This window comes from Agitococcus lubricus (assembly GCF_003051055.1).
Taxonomy (GTDB): domain Bacteria; phylum Pseudomonadota; class Gammaproteobacteria; order Pseudomonadales; family Moraxellaceae; genus Agitococcus; species Agitococcus lubricus.
The window spans coordinates 106502-126184 of sequence record NZ_QAON01000008.1 but is presented as its reverse complement, the minus strand read 5'-3'; the positions used below and the strand labels follow the sequence as shown (position 1 = coordinate 126184).

The window sequence follows — 19683 nt, the reverse complement described above, 5'->3', positions numbered from 1 at the left end:
GTATTTTGTAGGGTGGGTCATTCACCCACCAAATAAGTATTTGTAGCCTGTATGAAGCGTAGCGAAATACGGGGAAAATATAAAAACTCGGAAGTTCATCATGTCGTGTGATTTTATTGCTTTAGCCAATCAAGGTGTACAAAAGTTATTACCCTATCAAACCGGTAAACCGATTGACGAATTAAAACGTGAATTAGGTTTAGACGATATTATTAAATTAGCCAGTAACGAGAATCCATTAGGTTGTTCACCGCTAGTGATAGAAGCGATACAAGCCGAACTCAAACAAGTCGCACTTTATCCAGATGGTAATGGTTTTAACTTAAAACAAGCCATTCAGCAAAAATTTGGTTTTGAGCTAAATTGTATTACCTTGGGTAATGGCTCAAATGACATTTTAGAGTTAGTTGCTAGAGCTTATATTGCTCAAGGTGAAAGTGCTGTTTATAGCCAACATGCATTTGCCGTGTATCCTTTAGCGGTGCAAGCCGTGGGTGGGGTAGGCATTGAAGTCCCTGCCAAAAACTTTGGTCATGATTTAGAGGCCATGGCGGCGGCTATTCAAGCGAATACCAAGGTTGTGTTTATTGCCAATCCAAACAACCCAACAGGCACATGGTTTGAGCGTCACGAATTTGAACAATTTATGGCGCAAGTCCCAGCCCATGTTTTAGTTGTATTAGACGAAGCCTATGTCGAATATGTCACTGATGCAGGCTTTATTAATGGCTTTGATTACGTTAAGCAATATGCCAATTTAATTGTCAGCCGAACCTTTTCTAAAGCCTATGGTTTAGCATCGTTACGTGTAGGTTATGCGATTGCGTCGGCGGATGTGACCAATATTTTAAACCGTGTTCGCCAACCGTTTAATGTGAATAGTTTTGCTTTAGCGGCTGCGACTGCGGCTTTGCAAGATGAAAGCTTTGTTAAGCAAAGCCGTGAGTTAAATAGTGCAGGTATGGCACAGTTGGAACAAGGTTTAAGCGCATTAGGTTTAGGTTTTATTCCGTCTAAAGGTAATTTTATTGCCTTTGATACAGGCCGTCCATGTTTGCCAGTTTTTCAAGCCCTGTTACAACAAGGGGTGATTGTTAGACCGATTGCTAATTATGGATTGCCAAACTATTTGCGGGTCAGTATTGGTTTAGAAAGTGAAAATGCCCGCTTTTTGGCGGCTTTAGCACAGGTGTTACGCTAATGTTGAACCAAGTGACCTTTATTGGTTTAGGACTGATTGGCTCAAGTTTGGCACGCGTCATTCGGGCACAAGGTTTGGCCAAAAAAATTGTCGCCAGCAGCCGTAGTGAACGTACCTTACAAACTGCATTGGATATTGCCCTTATTGATGAAGCCTATACCGATGCCGCTCAAGCCGTAGCAAATGCTGATTTGGTCGTTTTGGCAATGCCTGTCTGTTCCACTGAAAAGGTTTTAGCCAGCATCAAACACGCCGTTCGTCCTACAACCATTATTACGGATGTGGGTAGCACCAAAGGCAATGTGGTTGATGCAGCGCATCGGGTGTTTGGCGATGTACCTAGCCATTTTATTCCTGCACATCCGATTGCTGGTTCAGAACAAAGTGGCGTCTTGGCAGGCAAAGTCGATTTATTTAAAGGTCACAAAGTGATTATTACGCCATTGGCGCATAGTGACAAACAAGCGATACAACACGTTCAACAGTTGTGGCAGGCGGCTGGCGCTGATGTGTTAACGATGACGGTTGAGCGTCACGATGAAGTGCTAGCCAAAACCAGTCATTTGCCACATTTCTTAGCCTTTTCTTTGGTACATGCTTTAGCCAAAGAGTCGCAAAATTTAGACATCTTTCGTTATGCTGCGGGCGGTTTTAGAGATTTTACCCGTATTGCGGGTAGCGACCCAACCATGTGGCACGACATTTTTTTAGCCAATAAAGCCAGCATTCTTAATGCATTAACGAGTTTTAATGCGGGTGTGGAGCAACTGAAAGCAGCCGTAGAAACCGAAGATAGTGAAGCCATTTTAGGCATTTTAACCCGTGCGCAAGCCGCACGACACCATTTTACTCACATGTTAGCTGGAACAGCATACCAAAAGACTATGACCACGAAAAATTTGCAATTTGTCCTTGAAGCGGGCGGTACTTTACAAGGTAATTTACGGGTTGCGGGTGATAAATCCATTTCTCATCGTTCGATTATGTTAGGCTCGATAGCCGAAGGTGTCACCGAAGTCTCAGGCTTTTTAGAAGGTGAAGATGCCTTAGCCACCTTACAGGCTTTCCGTGATATGGGCGTTGTGATTGAAGGGCCAAAAAATGGTGAAGTGCGAATTCATGGCGTTGGATTAAACGGTTTACAAGCCCCACCCAATGCCATTTATTGTGGCAACTCTGGTACATCCATGCGTTTGTTGTCGGGTATTTTGGCCGCACAAAAATTTGATACAGTGATGACAGGTGATCCTTCATTATCAAAACGCCCTATGGAGCGTATTGCTAAACCATTGCGTCAAATGGGTGCTGTGATTCAAACCACAGGTGAAAAAGGCACACCGCCAGTGAGCATTAAAGGTAATCAAGTATTAAAAGCGATGACCTACGATATGCCAGTTGCCAGCGCACAAGTCAAATCAGGTATTTTATTAGCAGCTTTATGGGCAGAGGGTGAAACGGTCGTCACTGAGCCAGCACCAACCCGTGACCATAGCGAACGTATGTTGCGTGGTTTTGGCTATGATGTCAGCACCGAAGGTTCGACGATTCGCATTAAAGGTGGCGGAAAATTAACCGCAACCAAAATTGATGTGCCTGCTGATATTTCCTCTGCCGCATTTTTTATGGTAGGCGCAAGTATCGCCCCAAATGCTGATATTGTTTTAGAACACGTCGGTATTAACCCAACACGTATTGGTGTGATTAACATCCTTAAAGCAATGGGTGGCGATTTAACCATTATGAACGAACGCGAAGTCGGTGGTGAACCTGTTGCCGATATTCGGGTGCGTAGTGCCAAGTTAAAAGGCATTCATATTGATGAAGCAGACGTCCCTTTAGCGATTGATGAATTTCCTGCTTTATTTATTGCCGCCGCTTGTGCCGAAGGGACAACGGTTTTAACAGGTGCTGAAGAGTTACGTGTTAAAGAATCTGACCGCATTCAGGTGATGGCTGATGGTTTGATTACTTTGGGTATTGATGCCAAACCTACACCCGATGGCATGGTGATTCAAGGCGGAACAATGGGGGGTGGCAAAATTATCAGTCATGGCGACCATCGTATTGCCATGTCGTTTGCGATTGCCTCTTTACGCGCAACAGGCACGATTGAAATTGAAGACTGTGCGAATGTCGCGACCAGTTTTCCAAATTTCGTCAGTTTAGCCAAACGTGCAGGCTTAAAAATTCAGGTCTTAGAAGTCTAAAACGCCGTCATTTATGCAAGCATCTGTATGCCAAGGTGTTTGCATAAACACATTTTGTCGAGGTTTAAGACAAATGTGGGTTGCAATTACTCCCAGTTTTCTATAAAAAGCGCACGCTGTCTGCACTACTTGGTAGCAAGAGATGGTGTGTCGGCTGCTATTGTAGTCTGTGTGATGACCTAGTTTAGATTTTTTGCGTATTTGTTGGAGGCACTATGAGTGCAGAGCTTGACCCCATGATTAAACCAACGATAACGCCACCTGTCATTACCATTGATGGACCCAGTGGGTCGGGTAAGGGAACGATTGCTCATCGTTTAGCTTTGGCACTCGGTTTTCATGTTTTAGACTCGGGTGCGTTATACCGATTATTAGCGTTAGCGGCACAACAGCATGGTATCCAAACCCATAATGAAGCAGCTTTAGAAGTATTAGCAGCACATTTAGATGTACAGTTTCAAAATAATCATGGCGAAGCCATGCTCATTTTAGAAGGCGAAGATGTGACCGAAAGTATCCGTACCGAAGAAATTGGTGCGGCTGCATCTAAAGTCGCTGCTTTAGCACGCGTACGTACCGCCTTATTACAACGACAACATGCCTTTAGAGAAATGCCAGGTTTAGTGGCTGATGGGCGTGATATGGGAACTGTCGTCTTTCCTGATGCCTGTTTGAAGATTTTTTTAACTGCAAGTGCCGATGCAAGAGCAGAAAGACGCTATAAACAGTTGCTTGAAAAAGGCTTTGATGCTAGTTTAGCCGCCATTTTAGACGACATCCGTGCGCGCGATTTGCGCGATAGCCAGCGTGCGGTTGCGCCATTAAAACCTGCGACAGATGCCATAGTCTTAGACAGTACCGCACTGGGCATAGAAGCAGTGCTGCAAACAGTCATTGCAGCCGCTAAACAACGACGTAGCTTACACAGTTTTTTAGCCTAAATTACACGCATATTCAGCACGCATGTTGCGTCTGAGTCTGCAAACCGAACTTTAATGACATCAAGTGTTATTAACCATTTGAGTTATTGGGGAGATGGTGGCCACGTGTGACCAGCAAGACGTGAAGCACCATTATCTTAAGTCAGCCCGACATGCGCTGGTCATGTGCGGTCAACGAGATGCGTTTGCATCGTTAGAAGGTTGTTATTATGGAATCATTTGCCGATCTCTTTGCCGAGAGCGAATTACAGTTTACCCAAGGTGCCGTTATTTCTGGCGTTGTTGTTGCTATCGATAGTGACTGGGTGACTGTGGATACAGGTTTAAAATCCGAAGGCGTTGTGCCTCGTGAAGAATTCTTAAACGATTTACGTGAATTAGAAGTCAAAGTAGGCGATACCGTTGAAGTAGTTGTTGATGCTTTTGACAATGGCATGGGTCAAACCATGTTGTCTCGCGAAAAAGCAAAACGTGCCGAAACATGGACACGCTTAGAAAAAATCTTCAACGATGGCGAAATCGTACGTGGTTTAATCTCTGGCAAAGTCAAAGGTGGTTTCACGGTAGACATCGGTCCAATCCGCGCTTTCTTACCTGGTTCTTTAGTAGATACACGTCCCATCCGTGATACTGCTCACCTCGAAGGCAAAGAACTTGAATTCAAAGTGATTAAGTTAGACCAAAAACGCAACAATGTTGTTGTTTCTCGTCGTGCTGTCATGGAAGCTGAATCTTCAGCAGAACGCGAAGCCTTATTGGGTCAATTACAAGAAGGTCAAACCGTTAAAGGCGTTATCAAAAACCTCACAGACTACGGTGCATTCGTTGACTTGGGTGGCATTGATGGCTTGTTACACATCACCGACATGGCTTGGAAACGTGTTAAACACCCAAGCGAAGTGGTTGAAGTGGGTCAAGAAATGGAAGTTAAAGTCCTCAAGTTTGACCGCGAGCGTAACCGTGTATCCTTGGGCTTAAAACAATTAGGCCAAGACCCATGGTTAGCCTTAATGAGCAAGTATCCAAAAGGTACAATTACCCGTGCCAAAGTGACTAACTTAACCGACTATGGCTGTTTTGCTGAAATCGCAGAAGGTGTAGAAGGTTTGGTACACGTATCTGAAATGGATCATACCAACAAAAATATTCACCCATCCAAAGTGGTACAAATTGGTGATGAAGTGGATGTGATGGTATTAGAAATTGACGAAGAGCGTCGTCGTATCTCCTTGGGTATCAAGCAATGTAAAGCTAACCCATGGGATGAGTTTGCGAAGACTCACGAAAAAGGCCAAAAAGTCTCTGGTAACATCAAATCTATCACTGACTTTGGTATCTTCATCGGCTTACCAGGCGGTATCGACGGTTTAGTCCACTTGTCTGATATTTCTTGGAATGAAGCTGGCGAAGAAGCTATTCGTAAGTTCCGTAAAGGTGACTTAGTCGAAGCCGTTATTTTAGCGGTTGATGCTGAAGGTAACCGTATTTCTTTAGGCATTAAACAATTAGCGAAAGACCCATTCAGCGACTTTACTTCTACTCACGAGAAAGGTGCAGTGGTTAAAGGGACTGTAAAAGCGGTTGATGCTAAAGGTGCTACTATTGAGTTAAGCGACGGTGTTGAAGCCACACTCAAAGCCTCTGAAATCGTACGCGACCGTGTAGAAGATGCGTCTAAGCATTTAACCGTTGGTCAAGAAATCGAAGCAAAAATCATTGGTGTTGACCGTAAAGCACGTGTCATCAACTTGTCGATTAAAGCCAAAGATGAAGCTGAAGAGCGTGAGGCAATGTCTAACTTGCGTAACCAAGCTGACACAGCTGCTTCTGCCGCAGGCCCACGTACTATCGGTGATTTGATTAAAGCGCAAATGAAATAATCAAACATCGTATGCACGTTGAGCGACATTATTGCTAATAGTGTCGCAAAAATCGTGATAAAAGTGTGCGAAATGAAAACGGGAGTTTGCTACTCCCGTTTTTTTATGATAAATCATATAAGACGCTAAGTTGTTAGAACACAGTTGATTTGCTTTGTTTTTTCTGAGCTTTATCAGTACTATAAGCGAAAGCGTGGATATAAGCAGAATAGGGCGTACACCTAGCCACCATGTGCATATTTGTAAAAGAGGATGACACCATGCCACTCACAAAGTCTGCCTTAATCAGTCGTATTGCAGCAAGACAAGATTTGTTGACCGAAAAAGATGTGGAGTTGGCAGTTAAAACATTGATAGAACAAATGGTTGATACCTTAGCCACAGGTGAGCGGGTTGAAGTCCGTGGTTTTGGTAGTTTTAGCTTACACCATCGTCCACCACGTACAGGACGTAACCCAAAAACGGGTGAAGCCGTCGATGTTGGTTCAAAGTATGTACCGCATTTTAAGCCAGGTAAGGAGCTAAAAGAGCGGGTCAACTCCGCAGGACAAGATGAGTAAATGATGACTTTTAAGAGTCTAGGCCGCATCTTCTGGGGCTTATTATTCACCGTATTACTATTACTCAGTTTGACTTTGGTTGTGAGTAATCAGCAGTTAACCAGTCTAAATTTACTCGTTATCGAGCTGACAGCCGTCCCTATAGGTCTGATTGTCTTGTTAAGTTTTGTTTTGGGCTGTCTGCTTGGTTTAGTGGCATCTCTATTTATATATCGAGTGTTAGCATTGCGTTGGCAATTACGCCAATCTGAACGCGAACTGGCAGAGTTGCGTAAACAAACAATACGCCCAATCCCACTTAGTAAATAACACCCATTCGTCCAATGCCGTTTGCTTTTGTGTATACTAACGGCTCTCCATTCTTGCCATTCAAAGATTATGTCCTCACCTATTATTGTTGCTTTAGATTATGCGAATGCGCATCACGCATTGGCCATGGTTGACCGTTTAGACCCTGCCTTATGTCGTCTGAAAGTCGGTAAAGAATTATTTACCTATGAGGGGCCACAGATTGTTAAAGCGATACAAGCACGCGGCTTTGACGTGTTTTTAGACTTAAAATTTCATGATATTCCCAATACGGTAGCATCTGCGGTGCAAGCAGCAGCCGATTTGGGGGTTTGGATGGTGAATGTCCATGCCAGTGGTGGGCGACACATGATGACAAGCGCCAAACAGCGTTTATTGCAACATGGGTATTCAACCTTGTTGATTGCTGTCACGGTATTGACGAGTTCTGAGCGAGCTGACTTAGCCGATATTGGTTTAGATATTGAACCCATAGACCAAGTACAGCGTTTAGCACGATTAACCCACGACTGTGGTTTAGATGGCGTGGTTTGTTCGGCGCAAGAAGCCAGTTTATTACGCCAGCAACATGCGCATCCCTTTGCCTTAGTCACCCCAGGTATTCGTCCAGAAGGTAGCCAAGCCAATGACCAGAAACGCATTATGACGCCTAATCAGGCGATTAATGCAGGGGTGGATTATATGGTGATTGGTCGTCCAATTACGCAAGCACCTGACCCCGTTGTCGCATTACGAGAGATTATCTGTAAATTGCCACAATCTGTCGCTTAGTGGCACACCTTTCTGGTGACTTCGACGTATAATCAAAAAACCTTTGGTATTAATATCGTGAGATAAATGCCAACGTTATCCTTAGCAAGGTATCTTCTAAAGCCCCTCACACAATTTGGGGCTTCTATCCTTGATTAGACCTGACTCTTCAACGTGGACACGATAACCGTCTGTGCCCAATGCTTGCGTGATAGATGCCGTCCTAAAGTATTTCTGGTCTGTGATGATGGTGACGAATTAATGCGGGTATACCATTTAATCGCGTATGGAATGTTTGATGATGTTAGACACAAATCAGCTAAATATTTTAATTGTTGATGATTCAACCAGTTATAGACGGTTATTAGCACGACATCTACAGTCATGGGATAACTACCATATTGTTGAAGCAGAAGATGGCAGCCAAGCATTGGCTATTTTGAATACACAAAAAATAGATATGGTCATCAGTGACTGGGAAATGCCTGGTCTGAACGGTGAGCAGTTATGCCGTAAACTACGCGACTCAGCTTTACCCCATTATATTTATTTTATTTTGCTCACTTCACGCGTTAGCGAGGATGACTTGGTGCTGGGTATGGAAGCGGGAGCGGATGACTTTTTAACCAAACCCATCAATCACGCTGAATTGAGAGTGCGCATGCGAGCAGGCGAGCGTGTACTCCGTTTACAAGAAACCTTGGCAGATAAAAATCGCCATTTATTAGATGCCTATGCCCGTATTGAGAATGACTTAAAGGCGGCTGCACAAGTCCAACAGTCATTGTTGCCGCAACATACCCTTAAACAGGCGCGTTGTCAGTGCCAATGGTTCTTTCAGCCCTCACAATATGTATCGGGTGATATGCTCAGCTTTTTTATGTTAGACGAGCATCATATTGGTTTTTATAGTGTTGATGTCGCAGGACACGGTGTTAAGTCAGCGATGTTATCGGTCTCTTTGAGTCGCATTTTAAGTCATGGCAGTACGAATGGCTTGCTTAAAAAGCGTATGTCAACACCCCCTTATTATTATCTGACCCCGCCTGCACACGTTGTTGCTGAATTAAATCAACAATTTCAGATGTCTGAACCGCATAATATTTACTTTACGATGGTCTATGGTTTTGTCAATACGACCACGGGTGAAGGGGTACTGACGCGGGCTGGCCATCCTTTTCCTGTCATTATTCGTGGCGATGGTTATATTGATATGATTGAAACAGGCAGCTTGCCTGTGGGTTTTATGCCAGATACTCAATATGATAATACGCCTTTTCAGCTCAGCCCCAATTCGCGTTTGTACTTATATACAGACGGTATTGTCGAGTGTGAGAATGGCGAACAACAAATTTATGGGGAATCTAATTTATTAAATTTTTTGTCTAAACATCATCATCACGATGTAGGACAATGTTTAGTCGATTTGCAACAAGAGTTATATGCATGGGGACATCATCCACAGAAGGGCTTATATGATGATATTTCTATGTTAGTGATTAGCATGAGCTAAATAATCAAGATAGGCCGCAAGCGATATTGGTTTAATCGTCAGATTTTAGTCGCAAAACACCAAGGTGCTTATAGCGTATTTGCGGTATGACTCTAAAGATAAGTCGATAGTACCATCGTGAATAAACCAGATTTTACGTTATATATCAACAAGGAGATATAAACGATATGTGCTACTATAGAATTTGCATGCGCTAGCTGAATGGGTTAACTATATGAGTATGAACGAGCAACAAGGGGTCATGGTGATTAAACCGCAAAATAAGCGGATTGATGCCGCATTTGCGATTGAATTGAAAGCGCAGATGATGTCCTTAATTCAACAAGGGCACCAACGTATCGTATTAGATTTTGCTAATATAGAGTTTATGGATAGTTCGGGATTAGGTACCATTGTGGCGATGATGAAAATGTTGGGTGGTAGCCAGTACTTGGCACTATGTCATGTCAATGACACGGTATTAAACGTTTTACGTCTCACACGTACCGATAAAATATTAGCGGTCGAAGCTAACCCAGCGAGTGCGATTGCTCGTCTAACCTCTATGCATTAAGGGGGGATACGATGCCAAAGAGTCGTATCAAACTAAGTATTGAAGCCAAGTTGGCCAATATTGGTATGTTAGGGAATGTCGCCCGTATGATTGCGCATGAGACAGGCTTAAGTGTCATGACGGGTACCGAAGTCGAATTGGCTGTGGTTGAGGCAGTGACGAATATTGTTAAATATGGTCTGACTGATAAACCAGACGCTGAAATCGAGGTGGTTTTTACCTGTTACAGTGATTTTTTACAAATTGATGTTTGTGACCAAGGCTTGGCAATTCCGACGGAGGCTTTAGCACAAGCCGATGGTAAAGTGTTTGATTATGCAATAGAAGACATGAACACATGGCCTACCTCCAGTATGGGGTTGTCGCTGATTAAAGCAGTTATGGACAGTGTTGAATATCAAACCTTGGAAAATAGAAATACGCTGCGCTTGGTCAAATTTATAGAAAATCAAGTGGTTATTTAATCAATTCGCAAGGCTCAGGCAGGGTTGATGATTGCCTGAGCTATCACGAGGATACCGTAGATAAAACCCGATAGTTGAAGTCTGCAATTAACGCAGGTACAGCGTCGGATAGTTGTTGAAATAACGATAAAATTTTTACCATATCGGCTTGTTTGCCTGCAAAGCTCAACTGTTCTGCTAAGTCTTCAACTAAGGGGCGGCCAAAATTTGCGGCTTCGCCTTTGAGTTTATGCGCAACTAAATAAATTTGTTCATAGTCAGCGCAGCCAATCGCGCGTTGTAAGTCGGTCATACGCTCTGGGCTTTCACGTACAAAAATTTCCGCTAATTCAACCACAAAACTGGGGTCACCACCCATGTGCGCGAGTGCCTTTTGATAGTCAAAACACGGAGCTGGGCTGGATTGTGTCGTGGAACTATCCGCTAAAGGGAATAACTCAAACACGCGACTGATTTCAGCACATAGTTCTTCTTCACTGATGGGTTTACTGACATAACCATCTAAACCACTGTCCATAAAGCGTTCACGGTCACCCTGCATAGCGTGTGCTGTCATGGCAATAATGCGTTGATGAGCCTGTTGATGTGTGTGATTCCATGCACGAATTTTTTCGGTTGCGGCAATACCACCCATGACGGGCATTTGAATATCCATCAAAATGACATCATATGTATGCTTAATTGCGGCTTCATACGCCTCTAAGCCATCTTTAGCTAAGGTGACTTTATGGCCTAATTTGTCTAATAACCGCATGGCTAAACGCTGGTTTATCGTGTTGTCTTCTGCTAATAAAATATCAAGAGAACGATTCATGGTTGAGTCTACAGTAGAAAACGGAGCGCTAAAGGGAAGGATATGTGGAGCAATGGGCTGATTGCCTAAACAATCCAACAGGCAATTGAGCAATTTATTGCTATCAATGGGTTTGGTAATCAGGTCTTTAATCCCTAAGAGGGCAAGATTTTTGGGTTGTTCGTGTTCAATCGTGCTCAATAAAATAATAGCAGGTTTGCCTAATTTAGCATCTTGGCTGATGTCACGACTAAAGCTAAGCACATCTTGGTCATACATATCGGCATCTAGTAAGACCATGTGGCAGGGTGTGCCTTCAAGCGCTTGGTCGACTAATTTGATTTTAGCACTGCGTAAGTCGTGTGCTACTAGCGGTTGCATGCCAGAGCTATGGAGTAAATCATGCAAAAAGCGACGATTAGTGGGGTCTTGGTCAACAATTAAAATAGGCACATCACTTAAAAGCTGTGGGTTAATCGTGACTTCGGCGATGTCTTCACCAATGGGCATCGTCAAATTAAAATAAAAACGGCTACCCTGATATGGCGTACTTTCAACGTGCAGTCGGCCACCCATCAGCGAGACTAAATTGCTAGAAATCGCTAAACCTAAGCCTGTTCCGCCATAACGGCGGGTAATTGAGGAGTCAGCTTGCGAAAACGAATCAAAGATTTTATGTAACATGTGTGCTTCGATACCAATGCCTGTATCACTGACACTCACGGTTAATTGAGCTTGCTCTTTATCGATGGCTTGGCATGTGATGTTGAGTTTGACTTCACCCTGTTCGGTAAATTTGAGCGCATTCCCAATTAAGTTCACTAAAACTTGTCGTAAACGTACATCATCACAGACTAAATAGGGCGGAATTTGTTCATCAATTTCGGCGATGAGTGCTAGACCTTTTTCTTGGGCGCGTAAGGAAAATGGGCGTAACACCTCACGAATCAAGGCGCGTAATTTGAATGAGCGCGGGTCGAGTAGAATTTTACCTGCTTCTATTTTAGAAAAGTCCAAGATGTCATTAATCAGGGTAAGCAGTGCCATCGCCGAAGACTGCACCATATCCAAATACTCGCGCTGCTCTTGATTGAGTGGGGTATCTAAGCACAGTTTAGTCATGCCAATAATGCCATTCATGGGAGTGCGAATTTCATGGCTGACATTAGCCAAAAAATCACTCTTGGCACGACTATTGGCCTCGGCCGCTTCTTTGGCTTTGACAAAGGCTTCTTCAGCTGCTTTACGCGTCGTGATGTCCATCATGGTACCGATACCACGCTCATAGTCACCACTGGCACTGCTAATCATTTGGCCATGTACTTGCATCCAAATGTAGTGTCCTTGACGGTGGCACATACGCACTTCGATATCAAATACTGAGGCACTGCCATATAACATGGCAAAAAGACCTTGTTCAAAACGCTGCATATCGGCAGGATGAACTAAACGATTCCATGAGTCGAGGTCAGGCGTAATGTCTGTTCGCTGATAGCCCAATAAAGAGCACCATTGCTCACTGTAATAAACCGAGCCTGTAGTTAAACTCCAGTCCCATAAACCAATTCCAGTTGTTGCAACGGCAAGCTGAAAACGTTCTTCGGAGGCATGTAAAATTTCACTGATTTGCTCGTGTGACTCGACTAGGTCTGTCAGGAGTTGAGTGACTGAGCTGAGATTGGCATCATCGTTATTTTGATAAACAACGTGCATACGTTTAGACAACGTATTCGCGACAGCATTTAATGAACGCATGGCTAGGCGTTGATTTTCGACTTCTTGGGTGAGCTGTAAATTAGTGGCTTGTAGTTCTTGAGAGCGGAGAGCCAGACTACGGCTGTGACCTTCTAAATCACGTGTGGATTGTAGATAAGATTGGTCGACGGTGGATAAGAACGCCTGAAATTGTTGTAGCAGACTTTGGCTAGTACTAGACAGTGTAGGATTGGCCGCATCGGTCGCGAGATTCTTGATAAACTCTGCATACTGTGCAGAATCATTCACTTGAAAAAAATGATGCAGTTGTTGTTTGAGTAAATTACTGTCAATCATTATACGTCCAAGCAGTTTAGGCCTGAGTAGGGTTATGGGGCAATTATAAGTCACTCATGTTATCAGCTTCGTGGTAAAACTGCACCGTACAAACAGAGGGCTATACGTCCTGAGTCTTTAAGTGTGTGATAACAATAGGGGCTGTTGACGTTTTTCGTGTGAGCTGCGTTGCTAATAAAAATAGACTCAGGCAAGGCACAAAACGCAGCGAATAGTTGTTCTATTGGCAAGTTTTGTAACATAGAATGAGTCAATTTTTTACGCAACCCAAAGGGAAAGAACTATTTTTTGAGGCTACCTCGTTGCTCATCGCTTATTTGGAATAACCAAATCACGCGATTCACGCCTTGTATCCTCTAAAAATAGTCTCTTTCGCAACCACAATCAAAATGTTAACAGACCCTAACGCTATGTCATTAAATTAGGAGTTTAGAATGGCTTTTCATCGACGTGTGGTATGGATTACGGGCGCTTCCAGTGGCATTGGAGAGGCCTTAGCTTATGAATTTGCCCAACAAGGTGCGCGCCTTGTGTTGTCGGCACGTCGTGCGGATGCCTTAGAGCGTGTACGTGCGAATTGCCAACGACCTGAGCAACATTATGTGTTAGCAATGGATATGAAAGACATAGACCGCTTTCCTGATTTGGTCAAAGCAGTAGAGCAAGCAATGGGGACGATTGATTTACTGATTAATAATGCGGGGGTCAGTCAGCGCTCTTTAGTGAAAGATACGTGTTTAGCGGTAGACCGAGAGCTGATGGAAGTAGATTATTTTGGCCCTGTGGCACTGACTAAAGCTGTTTTACCCTTGATGTTGGCACGTAAACGTGGCCGTTTAGTCGCCGTGTCCAGCATCGCGGGTTTAGTCGCCACGCCGATGCGCTCCACCTATGCCGCCGCTAAACATGCACTGAGGGCATTTTATGACGCTCTGCGTGCTGAAGTGTATGACCACGGGGTGTATGTCAGTGTCATTTATCCTGGTTTTGTAAAAACCAATATCAGTATTGCCGCGTTAGTAGGCGATGGTTCTACACAAAACAAAATGGATGATGCACAAAATGCCGCCATGTCGCCACAGACTTTTGCGCAGTTAGCAGTGGCTGCGTTGGCACGCGGCGAGGAGCATATTGTCATTGGTGGGCTTAAAGAAAAATTGGCTGTTTATATTGACCGCGCCTCTCCTGAGTTACGTCAGTGGTTAATGCGCAAAGTCAAGGTAGTATAGGGAATAGGGATGTTTGGCATGTCGGTGTATTTTGACAGTTATTCATAAAAAAGAGACTAAATAAACAAGAGACACACACAGCTTATTTGAGGCTTAATCTTCAATAGAATGCATCCTTTTGGTATCATGCGCCACCGCGAGTCTGTAACGCTGGCGCATAATCATGCTTTAGGCTTTCTACAGATGAGATATCGTTTATTCCCCGACGTGAGTATAAGATTTATATGTCAGAAGCCGCCATTTCTACCTCCCGTAGTACGCATTACACGCAAACTCAAAAACAAGCGTTTTACGACCAAATTGAGCAGGAGTTTGACGCAATAAAAAATAAATATCGCGCCCAACTCGGCCAAAAAGATATTGATTATATTGTCGGTTTACGCCGTAAATCACGCGTATTTGAAGTGGCAGGTCGTGGATTGTTATGGCTCAGCAGTGGCCCGATTAGTTTTGGCTCGGGTGTCTTTTTTTTATGGCTTCACCGCAATTTAGAAGCCATTGAAATAGGTCATAACGTACTTCATGGTCAATATGACTATTTTCCTGAAATTCCAGAGTTTCATGCCCATAACTTTAAGTGGAAAGCGCCTATTGATGAAGAAGGTTGGCGACGTGAGCATAATGCCATGCATCATGTGCATACCAATGTTTTTGAGAAAGACCCTGACCTAAATCACGGGGTTTTACGTACTAACGACCTAACGCCTTGGCACAAGTCTAATTTGTATCAAGTCCCACTGTATTTAGGCATTGTCTATCCGACGATGTTGTATCACTTTAATGCCCAAAATTTAGGCTTTACCCAAGATTATCGGCAACAAAATTTTGCTGACGGTAATAAGGGTTATGCTGTAGTTGACCAACACCCGTGGGATGCACAAGAGCGCTTAAAGCGTAGACAGCGTTCGGTATGGCGTGTGTGGGCTAAAGAATTTGCGGCATTTCCCGTCATGGCACAAGTGACGGGTTTTTCGGGCTTAAAAGTATTTGCAGGTAATTTATTGGCCGATACTATTAACAATTATTGGATTGCACTCACCATTCAAGCCACCCATTTAACCGAGCCGTTACAACCCGAAGAAGCCGTTAAACATAAAGGGCATTGGTATTTAACTCAGTTAGACTCGTCCGTCAATTTTAAGGGTAATCGTGTGATGAGTATTTTGTGGGGGCATTTGAATTATCAGATTGAGCACCATTTGTTCCCAGATATTCCCTCGCATCGTTATCCAGACATGGCCAAAGAAGTAAAAGCGGTCTGTGCTAAATACGATATTCCCTATAAGTGTAATCCGAGCTGGTCTCGCGCCATTAAAAATTATGTGTCGGTCTTGTGGAAATACTCCTTTCCATCGCGTAAAGGAGCAGCACAAGATGCTTAATCATTTACGTCAGCACACGAATCGTTGGTTAATGCAAACGGTTGGACACGATTGGGTCGATTATATTGCGAGTAATACCATGACAGTCCTTAATCGTCGATTGAACGATTTTATTTGGACCTATGAGTTGAAGGCGCAGGTCATCGCCATAACTGAAGAAGCCGACCAAGTCAAAACAATGACGCTTATGCCCAATCAGCGTTGGCAGGGGATGCAAGCGGGACAATATATTCAGCTAAAGGTGCTCATTGATGGAGTTGCCTATCAACGCGCCTATAGCCTTTCACCCTTAGAGAACGGCTGTTTTACGATTACGGTCAAACAGCACGCAGGAGGGCGTGTATCAACATGGTTACACGAACAGTTGACGGTGGGTATGGAGCTAAGGCTTGAAGCTGCGCAAGGGCAGTTTTGTTATCAGCAACAAGAGAAAATTTTATTTATCAGTGCAGGCTCTGGCATTACCCCGTGTTACTCCATCATTCAATCGCTGTTGGCGGACACTCGTGCTAAGGTAGACATTGCGTTATACGCACAATTTTCACAGACTAAAGATGTGATTTATCGTCAATCGTTACAACAATGGCGTGCTCAAGGTGTACAAGTGCATGTGGCCTTAAGCCAACAAACAGGCAGTGACCATCTATTGACGGCAGATAATCTACTTCAGTTGTATCCTGATTTTAGACAACGTGATATTTATTTGTGTGGCCCAGCAGGCTTTATGGACAATATCATCACCTTATTACAAATGTATGGTTATGATATGACACGCTTACACTGTGAGCGTTTTAATTTTGCGGCTCCTAATTTGGGTGAGCAATTCGACTTTAGCCAATGCCAGCCGATTGTGGACTTTAAGCATTTACACCAACGTATTAGCTTGAGTCCAGAAGACCAAGGACAAACGCTATTAGCCTTAGCTCATAAGTACGGTGTGTTAGTAGAGTCAGGCTGTGAGCGGGGGATGTGTGGTAGTTGTAAGCTCACCCTCAAAGAAGGTAAGGTGAGCGGTAACCAATTGGGCAAAGCCGTCTACCTGTGTACGTCCTATCCTGATTCGGCGCACGTCGTATTAGATGCTTGAGCGTCAAGACGGAGGGGGCACACCCTCCGTCACCTATAAAAATCATTCAATATGTTCGCCGACTCAGACATTAATCGGCTCGCAGTTATCTATTTTACGGAAGTTTCTTGTCAGTCTAGTGGCTCTCTAGTATTGTCCGTGTAGGCCGATGATGTGCTTAAGTCATTTTGCTACCACCGAGTAGAACTTATGCACTTATCGCTGATATATTCACATGTTTATGTCCAGTTTAAATCCTCGTTTACAGAAGGATAGTATGATGACAACGCCCACTCTCCCCGAATCAACGATGACCCCCATTTTAGTAACGGGCGGTTCTGGTTATATTGCTAGTTGGATTATTAAGTATTTATTAGAAGCAGGATACACGGTGCATGCTACGGTACGTGACCCTGCTAAACAAAGCAGTGTCGGGCATTTGCTCAAAATCGCTGAGCAAGCCAAAGGAACACTCAAGTTATTCAAAGCAGATTTATTGGCAGAAGGCAGTTTTAATGAGGCTATGCAGGGATGCGGCATTGTCATGCACACTGCGTCACCCTTTGTTTTAGAAGGCTTTAGCGATGCAAATGAAGCGCTTGTACGTCCTGCTTTAGAAGGCACGCGTAATGTCTTAAATGCAGTGAATCAATGTCCGACGGTACATCGTGTGGTATTAACCAGCAGTGTTGCCGCGATTTACGGCGACAATGAAGATATTTTGGCTGTCCCTAGCGGTGTGTTTACCGAGGAGCATTGGAACACAACCAGTAGCGTTGACCATAATCCCTATCAATATTCTAAAGCGGTGGCCGAGCGTGAGGCATGGAAACTGCAAAAAGAGCAAAGCCGTTGGGATTTAGTCACCATTAATCCTGCGATGGTGTATGGGCCTTCCTTAACCTCAGGCAGTCAATCGGCCAGTATTGATACGCTGGTACAAATGGGGGATGGCCGTTTACGCACAGGCGTACCCAAATTAACGATTGGTGTCGTGGATGTGCGTGAAGTCGCGAGTGCGCATTTATTGGCGGCATTTAATCCTGCGGCAAAAGGGCGTTTTATCTTAAATGCCACAGAATTAACCATGCTAAAAATTGGGAAGATATTACGTCATAAATACGGTAGCCAATACCCATTTCCCCGTATGGAAGCGCCTACCTTTTTGGTTTGGGCATTTGGTCCTCTAATGGGGCCGATTACCCGTGATTTTGTGAAACGTAATGTGGGCTTACCCTTAAAGTTTGACAATCGCCGTAGCCGCGATATTTTGGGCGTACAATATCGTCCTGTTGAAGAAACATTTATTGAGCATTTTCAACAAGTGATTGATGATGGTTTATTAAAGAAGAAACGCTGATACGTTTAGGGGTGATGGAGGTTTTGCGTGCGGTTGTGAAAGACGCTCTGTTGAAAATGAGACGTTTAAGACGGTGTTGTTCACGGCCTACGCTTATCTCAAATAGAGGTGTCAATCTGGTATTTTTGAGAATACGCGGCGTCATTCGTCGATTTAGATAAACGCCAACCCTCAATAGTGCCATAAACGGAGTATTCCCTATGTTAGCCAAATTATCTTTAGTGTGTTGCTTGAGTTTGGTGACGGTATTGGCGCAAGCCGACGTATTAAAAGGAGAAGTCACTAACCAACTGACGCAAGCCAAAATTATAGGGGCGACAGTTAACATTTTAGACATGCAGTTACAAACCATTGCAACGGCTCAAACAGATAGTCAGGGCGTGTATCAAATAACCGTTAAAAAAGCGGGTGTTTATAATGTCGATGTGCATGCGCAGGGTTATCAGTCGTTTAGGCAAATGGAAGTTACCATTACTCCAAAAAAAGGCCGTGTTTTTAATGCCGCGTTATGGCCAAATGACGATACTCACGATAACCATACCGAGACTATGCCTTAAGTAAGGGTATTAACAAAGGGATATCTTGTTCTGTTCCAAAACAGCACAGCAATAATTTTAAGATAGCCATGCGTGTCTGCGCATAAGTCTGGTCACTACGGTCGGATTCTAATAAAAACTGAAAAGCTAAAAACTCAACGCCTGTAATAAATAAACCCAATGTTGTCTCCGACGGTCTGGGGCGTCCTGACTGAATCACGGCTTGTGTAATCAGACCTTGTAAGGCCTGAATGACTTGTTGTCGGTATTTGGCAATCGGCGAAGAGCGTTCATAAAATTCTGCATACAACGCCTCTACTAAACGACCAAGACTTTTTCCCCAGTCAACATAGGCATCACACGCTAACATAGCTCCCCAAATAGGATCACTGGCTTGTTCAAACGCGACCTCAATACGATGATATAAATCTTGATGTAATTTTAGTGCTGCAATTTGTAAGGGTTCTTCAAGGTGGCGAAAATATTTATAAAACGTAGGACGAGAAATATTTGCTTTTTCTAGAACATGCTCAACTTTTAATTCACGATAACCCTGCTCGCCAAAAGCGGCTAAGGTGGCTTGAGCAATTTTTTCTTTGAGTTGTTCTTGGTCAGCGTCTGTTTTTGGGGGACGTCCGCGACTACGTAGAGGAGGAGTAACAGAGCCATCAACAGTCATAAATCGCTATCCTAATCCAATCGTGATACGACACAGTCTACAAAAAGGTATCACTCAAAATGTCTACTATCGAGTGAAAAAGTGACAATTGTCACATCGGTATTTTCTTTTTTTGACAAGCCTTTTCATATCTTTTGAATGACCATTTGTCGCCAATTTGTAATAAAAAGTAAATTTTCACGCAAATTAAATTAACACAAAAGTTAAT

17 protein-coding genes are annotated in these 19683 nt (G+C 43.7%); 15 read left to right on the top strand and 2 right to left on the bottom strand.

The features are described 5' to 3' along the window. The first annotated feature begins 100 nt into the window (after nt 1–100). From hisC to C8N29_RS09715, 10 genes are all read left to right on the top strand, one after another. Nucleotides 101–1201, top strand: coding sequence for a histidinol-phosphate transaminase (gene hisC / locus C8N29_RS09760; RefSeq protein WP_107865868.1), 1101 nt, complete (start codon nt 101–103; stop codon nt 1199–1201). Continuing rightward, nucleotides 1201–3408: a bifunctional prephenate dehydrogenase/3-phosphoshikimate 1-carboxyvinyltransferase gene (locus C8N29_RS09755; protein WP_107865867.1), complete on the top strand. Its 2208-nt coding sequence runs from the start codon at nt 1201–1203 to the stop codon at nt 3406–3408. The genes hisC and C8N29_RS09755 overlap by 1 nt, the downstream gene beginning before the upstream one ends. A gap of 251 nt (nt 3409–3659) precedes the next feature. Beyond that, nucleotides 3660–4349 carry a (d)CMP kinase gene (gene cmk / locus C8N29_RS09750; RefSeq protein ID WP_275656209.1) on the top strand — a complete coding sequence of 230 codons (690 nt, stop codon included), beginning with the start codon at nt 3660–3662 and terminating at the stop codon, nt 4347–4349. Between the two features lie 206 nt (nt 4350–4555). Further along, nucleotides 4556–6229 carry a 30S ribosomal protein S1 gene (rpsA, locus tag C8N29_RS09745; protein WP_107865866.1) on the top strand — a complete coding sequence of 558 codons (1674 nt, stop codon included), beginning with the start codon at nt 4556–4558 and terminating at the stop codon, nt 6227–6229. A 230-nt stretch (nt 6230–6459) separates the two neighbouring features. Continuing rightward, entirely contained in the window at nt 6460–6789 is a 330-nt protein-coding gene (locus tag C8N29_RS09740; protein WP_476726619.1) for an integration host factor subunit beta, read from the top strand. Continuing rightward, a complete protein-coding gene (locus C8N29_RS09735; protein ID WP_204509315.1) occupies nt 6790–7098 on the top strand; it encodes a LapA family protein in 309 nt (102 codons plus the stop codon). It abuts the gene before it with no gap. A gap of 69 nt (nt 7099–7167) precedes the next feature. Next, nucleotides 7168–7869: an orotidine-5'-phosphate decarboxylase gene (gene pyrF, locus C8N29_RS09730; RefSeq protein WP_107865864.1), complete on the top strand. Its 702-nt coding sequence runs from the start codon at nt 7168–7170 to the stop codon at nt 7867–7869. A gap of 277 nt (nt 7870–8146) precedes the next feature. Further along, nucleotides 8147–9361, top strand: a complete 1215-nt coding sequence (locus C8N29_RS09725) for a PP2C family protein-serine/threonine phosphatase (protein ID WP_170106951.1) — start codon at nt 8147–8149, stop codon at nt 9359–9361. Nucleotides 9362–9575: 214 nt separating this feature from the next. Beyond that, nucleotides 9576–9914: an STAS domain-containing protein gene (locus tag C8N29_RS09720; protein ID WP_107865862.1), complete on the top strand. Its 339-nt coding sequence runs from the start codon at nt 9576–9578 to the stop codon at nt 9912–9914. Nucleotides 9915–9925: 11 nt separating this feature from the next. Further along, nucleotides 9926–10378, top strand: coding sequence for an ATP-binding protein (locus C8N29_RS09715; RefSeq protein WP_107865861.1), 453 nt, complete (start codon nt 9926–9928; stop codon nt 10376–10378). Nucleotides 10379–10421: 43 nt separating this feature from the next. Here the strand turns inward: C8N29_RS09715 and C8N29_RS09710 are convergent, their stop codons facing one another. Then, the gene (locus tag C8N29_RS09710) at nt 10422–13223 is read right to left on the bottom strand and encodes a PAS domain-containing hybrid sensor histidine kinase/response regulator (RefSeq protein ID WP_107865860.1); all 2802 of its coding nucleotides are present in this window, start codon (nt 13221–13223) and stop codon (nt 10422–10424) included. Between the two features lie 434 nt (nt 13224–13657). Between C8N29_RS09710 and C8N29_RS09705 the strand changes: the two genes are divergently transcribed. The 5 genes from C8N29_RS09705 (at nt 13658) to C8N29_RS09685 (ending at nt 18817) form a co-directional block, all read left to right on the top strand. Next, nucleotides 13658–14452 carry an SDR family oxidoreductase gene (locus C8N29_RS09705; protein WP_107865859.1) on the top strand — a complete coding sequence of 265 codons (795 nt, stop codon included), beginning with the start codon at nt 13658–13660 and terminating at the stop codon, nt 14450–14452. 224 nt (nt 14453–14676) lie between these two features. Next, a complete protein-coding gene (locus C8N29_RS09700; RefSeq protein ID WP_107865858.1) occupies nt 14677–15834 on the top strand; it encodes a fatty acid desaturase family protein in 1158 nt (385 codons plus the stop codon). Next, nucleotides 15827–16921: a flavin reductase family protein gene (locus C8N29_RS09695; RefSeq protein WP_170106950.1), complete on the top strand. Its 1095-nt coding sequence runs from the start codon at nt 15827–15829 to the stop codon at nt 16919–16921. The genes C8N29_RS09700 and C8N29_RS09695 overlap by 8 nt, the downstream gene beginning before the upstream one ends. Before the next feature lie 259 nt (nt 16922–17180). Then, nucleotides 17181–18260 (top strand): SDR family oxidoreductase, encoded by a 1080-nt coding sequence (locus C8N29_RS09690; protein WP_107865856.1) that lies wholly within the window; start codon nt 17181–17183, stop codon nt 18258–18260. Nucleotides 18261–18460: 200 nt separating this feature from the next. Next, on the top strand, nt 18461–18817 hold the full coding sequence (locus C8N29_RS09685; RefSeq protein ID WP_107865855.1) for a carboxypeptidase-like regulatory domain-containing protein: 357 nt from the start codon (nt 18461–18463) through the stop codon (nt 18815–18817). On the opposite strand, the gene C8N29_RS09680 is transcribed toward C8N29_RS09685, so the two are convergent. After that, entirely contained in the window at nt 18807–19475 is a 669-nt protein-coding gene (locus C8N29_RS09680; RefSeq protein ID WP_107865854.1) for a TetR/AcrR family transcriptional regulator, read from the bottom strand. The genes C8N29_RS09685 and C8N29_RS09680 overlap by 11 nt on opposite strands. Nucleotides 19476–19683 lie beyond the last annotated feature (208 nt).

What these genes read in the sequence shown, in the direction of transcription:
- hisC (WP_107865868.1), top strand. Translation starts at nt 101, where the DNA reads ATGTCGTGTGATTTTATTGCTTTAGCCAATCAAGGTGTACAAAAGTTA.
- C8N29_RS09755 (WP_107865867.1), top strand. Translation starts at nt 1,201, where the DNA reads ATGTTGAACCAAGTGACCTTTATTGGTTTAGGACTGATTGGCTCAAGT.
- C8N29_RS09740 (WP_476726619.1), top strand. Translation starts at nt 6,460, where the DNA reads ATGTGCATATTTGTAAAAGAGGATGACACCATGCCACTCACAAAGTCT.
- C8N29_RS09735 (WP_204509315.1), top strand. Translation starts at nt 6,790, where the DNA reads ATGATGACTTTTAAGAGTCTAGGCCGCATCTTCTGGGGCTTATTATTC.
- pyrF (WP_107865864.1), top strand. Translation starts at nt 7,168, where the DNA reads ATGTCCTCACCTATTATTGTTGCTTTAGATTATGCGAATGCGCATCAC.
- C8N29_RS09725 (WP_170106951.1), top strand. Translation starts at nt 8,147, where the DNA reads ATGATGTTAGACACAAATCAGCTAAATATTTTAATTGTTGATGATTCA.
- C8N29_RS09720 (WP_107865862.1), top strand. Translation starts at nt 9,576, where the DNA reads ATGAGTATGAACGAGCAACAAGGGGTCATGGTGATTAAACCGCAAAAT.
- C8N29_RS09715 (WP_107865861.1), top strand. Translation starts at nt 9,926, where the DNA reads ATGCCAAAGAGTCGTATCAAACTAAGTATTGAAGCCAAGTTGGCCAAT.
- C8N29_RS09710 (WP_107865860.1), bottom strand. Translation starts at nt 13,223, where the DNA reads ATGATTGACAGTAATTTACTCAAACAACAACTGCATCATTTTTTTCAA.
- C8N29_RS09705 (WP_107865859.1), top strand. Translation starts at nt 13,658, where the DNA reads ATGGCTTTTCATCGACGTGTGGTATGGATTACGGGCGCTTCCAGTGGC.
- C8N29_RS09700 (WP_107865858.1), top strand. Translation starts at nt 14,677, where the DNA reads ATGTCAGAAGCCGCCATTTCTACCTCCCGTAGTACGCATTACACGCAA.
- C8N29_RS09695 (WP_170106950.1), top strand. Translation starts at nt 15,827, where the DNA reads ATGCTTAATCATTTACGTCAGCACACGAATCGTTGGTTAATGCAAACG.
- C8N29_RS09690 (WP_107865856.1), top strand. Translation starts at nt 17,181, where the DNA reads ATGACAACGCCCACTCTCCCCGAATCAACGATGACCCCCATTTTAGTA.
- C8N29_RS09685 (WP_107865855.1), top strand. Translation starts at nt 18,461, where the DNA reads ATGTTAGCCAAATTATCTTTAGTGTGTTGCTTGAGTTTGGTGACGGTA.
- C8N29_RS09680 (WP_107865854.1), bottom strand. Translation starts at nt 19,475, where the DNA reads ATGACTGTTGATGGCTCTGTTACTCCTCCTCTACGTAGTCGCGGACGT.